The sequence below is a fragment of the Limnofasciculus baicalensis BBK-W-15 genome, from assembly GCF_024178385.1.
GTDB lineage: Bacteria > Cyanobacteriota > Cyanobacteriia > Cyanobacteriales > Coleofasciculaceae > Limnofasciculus > Limnofasciculus baicalensis.
Genome location: NZ_JAMZMM010000432.1, coordinates 1 through 4532, shown reverse-complemented (window position 1 = coordinate 4532; position 4532 = coordinate 1). Strand labels below are relative to the sequence as shown.

At 41.0% G+C, this 4532-nt stretch carries 5 protein-coding genes; 2 read left to right on the top strand and 3 right to left on the bottom strand.

Annotation, left to right across the window (positions count from 1 at the left end; genetic code table 11):
• The first annotated feature begins 79 nt into the window (after positions 1 to 79).
• A complete protein-coding gene (locus tag NJ959_RS26010) occupies positions 80 to 595 on the top strand; it encodes a DUF29 family protein (RefSeq protein ID WP_254014661.1) in 516 nt (171 codons plus the stop codon).
• 120 nt (positions 596 to 715) lie between these two features.
• Positions 716 to 832, top strand: a complete 117-nt coding sequence (locus NJ959_RS30860; RefSeq protein WP_373693712.1) for an NAD synthetase — start codon at positions 716 to 718, stop codon at positions 830 to 832.
• A 142-nt stretch (positions 833 to 974) separates the two neighbouring features.
• Here the strand turns inward: NJ959_RS30860 and NJ959_RS26005 are convergent, their stop codons facing one another.
• The 3 genes from NJ959_RS26005 to cysS form a co-directional block, all read right to left on the bottom strand.
• Positions 975 to 1577, bottom strand: a complete 603-nt coding sequence (locus NJ959_RS26005) for a HEPN domain-containing protein (RefSeq protein WP_254014660.1) — start codon at positions 1575 to 1577, stop codon at positions 975 to 977.
• Between the two features lie 10 nt (positions 1578 to 1587).
• Positions 1588 to 2622: a ParA family protein gene (locus NJ959_RS26000; RefSeq protein WP_254014659.1), complete on the bottom strand. Its 1035-nt coding sequence runs from the start codon at positions 2620 to 2622 to the stop codon at positions 1588 to 1590.
• 387 nt (positions 2623 to 3009) lie between these two features.
• Positions 3010 to 4470, bottom strand: a complete 1461-nt coding sequence (gene cysS, locus NJ959_RS25995; protein ID WP_254014662.1) for a cysteine--tRNA ligase — start codon at positions 4468 to 4470, stop codon at positions 3010 to 3012.
• Between the last annotated feature and the right edge of the window lie 62 nt (positions 4471 to 4532).

Sequence of the window (4532 nt, the reverse complement as noted above, 5' to 3'; positions counted from 1 at the left end):
GTACTTCATAAACCTGCAATCTGCTGTAGCAATTAGCAATTAGCAATTAGCCAAATAATATTAGAGATTTACAATAATTATGACTCAAGAATTAATAGATTTAAGAGCCAGTATCCTCGAGGGGCGTTACGGAGATGCTTTAGCAATTGTGGATGAGTTAGAAGGAATGAGCAAACAAGCAGTTTTGCGTAATATTGAATCATTTATAGATAGAATACTGATTCACTTGATTAAAAACCAAATCGAGCAACGTTTAACTAATTCCTGGGCAGCTTCTATTCGAGATTCAGTAAGAGAAATCTATAAACTGAATCTTAAAGAGAATAAAAAATCCTACTATATCAATAGTGATGAGTGGGAGGAAGTGATCGAAGATGAAATAGAAGCAGCAATTGCGACTGCCAGTGTGGAAGTAGCAGATGGTGCTTACACGCCATGTCAACTTTTGGAAATGGTGGATAGAAGTCAAATAATAGAAAATACTCAGTCTCTTTTAGCTTTAACCTACATCCACTCAAAAAAGGAATTACCACTGGCGATTAATGATTATTTGAGTCAGTTGGCAGGAGGTGATGCTTGGCAAGAGGGTAGGTAATAAGCTCCTGTGCATCCTTGGCTATTGACATTTTTGAAAGGGGTGTAGGATGTGGAGGGATGAAAATTAAATGCGTGATACCTTAGTTAGGTAAAATATCCATAAATATAGGGAATGGTAATGGAAACAATAAACGTATTAGACTTAATAGCAGGTGGATTAGCTGTCGCGATATTAATCGGTGGCTTGTTTATGCTATTCAGCGGAATGTCTGCCTTTGGGGATAAAGACAAATAACCCGATTGCTGATGAATCATGAGCAACCGATAGGAGCGGAAAGCCCACTCCCTAACCCCGATGCCAAATCGTCACACCACCGGGCTTATCAATCAGAGTAACACCTTGAGCCTGCAACTCATTCCGAATGCGATATCGCTCTTTACCAAAGGACAACTATACTATAACTCGTTTGGATATGTTGTTTTATCCCTCGGTCAGTAACATATACAAGATATCGAAAAAATGCCTCAATATCCTTTATTGCTTTAGCCGTAAGTCGAACTTTTCCAGTTGGTGTTTGTGTCCAAGAATATGGGGGAATGGGGAACCCGTGTGCAAAACTATGCCGCACTTGTAAAACTTCGTTCAGCATCTGTCTAGTAGCAACGGCATTCATACTTCTTCCTGACCAAATCCAATCACCAATAGGATCGTAGCCAGTATATTGAACTAGCAGATTTCTGGTATTATCAAAATTAGGTGTATTGAATCTTTTCAGCGATTCCATAGCTGCATTTCTAGCAATGGAGTGTACCGCATCAAATTTGGGATCTAAAGGGTTGGCTGTAACATCAAAAAAGTTGCGAACAAGTTCCTCTATATAAGCTTCCCATGCGGCAACCAATGTTGCTAAAGCTGAGTGGTAATAGACTTGAGTTTGGTTGTGGGATATCGGGCGCAAGCGAGGATCTGTAGCAGTTTCACGAAGGATGTCAGCTTTTTTTGCCGCGATATTATATTCCAATGCTGCTGGTGATGGCACGTCAATTCTTCTAGAGACAGTTTACGAATTGTTCAAGTGCCTTCCGATATCTTTCTAATGGTTCTGGATTTAATTGCACTCGTTCGCCAACAATGTTCTTCGGACCTGGGTTAAGTTTATGCAAGGGAGTACCAGTTATGCTAGCAACGACACAGGCACTATGATAATCAGGAATTTCTATGAAACTGCTGCTAGGTAAATCTTTGGGGTTCGCATAAATATGACGATGCTTTTTATGTATAGTATCCATTGTCTGCTTAATGGTTTTGTTTACAGCTTCAAATGCTTTGCTTGGTTTTCCTTCATAAATAGTGACTCTGTTACTGATAAAGGTATGTAATTTGGGGACATTGAGACCTTCTTCTTTAGCGCGTTTGGCAAAGCTAATTCGTGCATACAATTCAGTCTGAGGATCGCTGATACCATAGAGAAGTGCTACAACATTTTCGATGCCACGCCGGGAACTATCATCCGCCGTGAATGGGATAACTACACCCTCTGCTGCTACCAAACCAAGCTGTGTATAGACAGCAAAACTAGGGTTACAATCAATTACAAATAGAGTATCTCGACTACCACTATATACACGTAAAGCAACTGTTAGATCTTTTATCCAACTTAGCACTTGTTTCCAAGCATCAATTGGTATTTGTAATTGGGAAGTTTGCCGAATTGCTTCAGAAATTATTTCTAGCAGATTATCCCCACATACAAGTTTGAGATTTTCTGGTATTTTGGGATTGAATTCTTTTGGTTCGCAAAGGTAAGGTGATACGTCTGAAATCATACGGAATGGCGAGTTTAGACGTGCTTCAAGATAACCTGCTACCGTTGCACGAGGAGTCTTACTACTTAAAACATGTAAAGCTTTTGGACTAGTGAGATATCCGCCAAGTAAGGTTTCTGATACATTAGCTTGCGGACATAAATCAATAACGTAAACATCTGTATCAGGGTGGCAGTAAGCATATTCAGAAGCTGCTACAAAGCAAAGAAAACTCTTGCCAACACCACCTTTATTATTCCAAAAAGCGTATGAAGTCATTTGATATATTCCTGATAGAAGATTTTGCGTAAGTCTTGTCTATTTTTAGTCCATTGAAACTCATAACTTGCACCATTGTCAGTAAGGAGCAAAACCCGCCGTAGAATTAATTCTACGGCTAATAGCTCAAGTCCATTAAAATGGACTCTTATTATGATAAGCTGCTACGCATTTAATTTGTACATCCCCACACCAAAAAACCCTTTCAACAAATTTAATATCCAATTTAGATGCGTCGCAGCTTATCAGTCAGTTTTAACTGACTTAAGCTATTAGGCAGTGGTTTGAACCACTGCCGGGTTATCGCTACTGCTGCAAGTTATGAATTTCAATGGACTTAAACTATTAGCCGTGGACTTAAATCCATGGCGGGTTTTCCCTTATTCCCTAACCCCGATGCCAAATCGTCACACCACCGGGCTTATCAATCAGAGTAACACCTTGAGCCTGCAACTCATTCCGAATGCGATCGCTCATCTCAAAATTCTTAGCTTTCCGCGCTTCTAAACGTTGTTGAATTAGCCCTTCAATTTCCCCATCACTTAAACCATCAACCGCCTCAACTTCTTCCTCCGGTTGTGCTGCAAAACCCAATACATCTGCTAGCATTACTAAAGTTTTCCATTGCTTTGCCAATTCCTCTGACGGTGTTTCCGTTTTCTCTTCATGGACAATCAGATTACCTTCCTTAACCAAATCTTTCGCCAATTGAAATAAAACCGCTAATCCCCCAGCGAAATTAAAATCATCATCTACTGCTTCATTAAATCTTTGGATGTGGGGAGTGGGGAGTGGGGAGTGGGGTGTGGAGGAAAATGTTTCCCAACCTAATTTTTCCTTATGTTTATAGCCAAATAACAAACCTTCCTTCAGAGTATGCCAACCATTAGTAGCAGCTTCTATGGCATCTTCAGTAAAATCTAATGGTTTGCGGTATTGGGCTTGTAAAGTAAACAAACGTATCGCCATCGAATCAGTAGGGCGATTGAGTAAATCCCGAATTGTAATAAAATTACCCAAGGATTTGGACATCTTTTCCCCGCCCACCTTCACCATTCCCGTATGTAACCAATAATTCGATAAAGGTTTACCAGTTACCGCTTCCGATTGGGCAATTTCATTCTCATGGTGCGGGAAAATTAGATCCGCACCACCCACATGAATATCAATAGTTTCCCCCAAATTATCCCTAATCATAGCAGAACATTCAATATGCCATCCCGGACGACCATTACCCCAAGGTGATTCCCAAGCAGGTTCCCCTTCCTTTGCGGCTTTCCACAAAGCAAAATCAAAAGGATCTTTCTTCTTAGCAGCTTCAGGATCTTCTACTTCCACCCTACCACTAGCACCTACTTGTAAATCCTCTAATTTTCGTCCCGAAAGTTTCCCGTATTCAGCAAACTTTCTTACCCCATAATAAACATCACCAGATGATGGATAAGCATAACCCTTTTGTTCCAGATCGTAAATTAGCCGCTTAATCCCATCCAAAGCATGAGTTGCACGAGGATAAGCATTAGCTTGCGCCACATTTAGCCGAGCCATATCCTCAAAATAAGCCTGAATAAATCTTTCCGAAACATCCACCATAGATGTCCCCTCTTTTCGCGCCCGATTGAGAATCTTATCGTCAATATCGGTAAAATTCTGGACATAATTCACCTCATACCCCCGCCATTGTAGATAGCGACGGGCGGTATCCCAGACAATACAGGTTCTAGCATGACCCAAATGGCAAAGATCGTACACCGTCATCCCGCAGCAGTACATCCGTACCTTGCCAGTCTCGACAGGTGTAAAGGCTTCCTTGCGGCGAGTTAGAGTATTGTACAAAGTTAAGGTCATGGCACAGTAAAAGATAAGCAATAATGGGGAGTAGGGAGTGGGGAGTGGGGAGTGGGGAGTGA